Annotated in this window: 1 protein-coding gene; it reads left to right on the top strand. The window is 63.7% G+C overall.

Annotated features, from left to right (window positions below):
- A partial coding sequence (locus tag CDN38_RS28100) for a transposase (RefSeq protein ID WP_204903266.1) occupies positions 1 to 587 on the top strand: 587 nt, incomplete at its 5' end.
- Positions 588 to 648: the final 61 nt, after the last annotated feature.

Genomic DNA, 648 nt, shown 5'->3' with positions numbered 1-648 from the left:
CGGACTCCAAGATCATGCTCACCGGTGACGAGGCGTTTCATCAGTGCTATAACGCCCAAGCTGTGGTCGATGAGGATCATCAGGTGATCGTGGCTACCACGCTAGGTACCAACGCCTCCGATGTGGGCGCCTTGATCCCGATGACCCAGCAGACGGTGGCCAACACCGGGCAGGCCCCTCGTCAGCTACTTGCCGACGCCGGCTATTGCTCGGCCAACAACCTCGACGCCGCCGCCGATTACGCCGCCGAACACGGCACCGAGTTCTATATCGCCACCGCACCTCACCGCCGCGACGACCCGCCGCCGGTCGCCCCACGTGGCCGTATCCCCAACGATGCCACTGAAAAACAGCGCACGGCTGGCAAGCTCACGACCCACACGGGCCGCACCATTTATGTCCGCCGCAAGGCGATCGTCGAACCCGTTTTCGGCCAAATCCACACACCGCAAAACGCCAAACAACTCTTGCTTCGCGGGCTCGATCAGGCCCGCGGCGAATGGCTACTGTTGGCAACCTGCCACAACCTGCGCAAACCTCACGGCCACATCGGCGCCACCGGACTGGCCGCCCTGGCGATCAGCTGAGTCGCCTGCCGTTTCCCGGGCGGTTTGACGTGCGAGTCTGCATCCAGGGCATCCAGTCTGC

The sequence above is a fragment of the Mycobacterium ostraviense genome (assembly GCF_002705925.1).
Lineage (GTDB): Bacteria > Actinomycetota > Actinomycetes > Mycobacteriales > Mycobacteriaceae > Mycobacterium > Mycobacterium ostraviense.
Note: the sequence above shows the minus strand (reverse complement) of the source record. Positions and strands in the feature narration are given on the sequence as shown.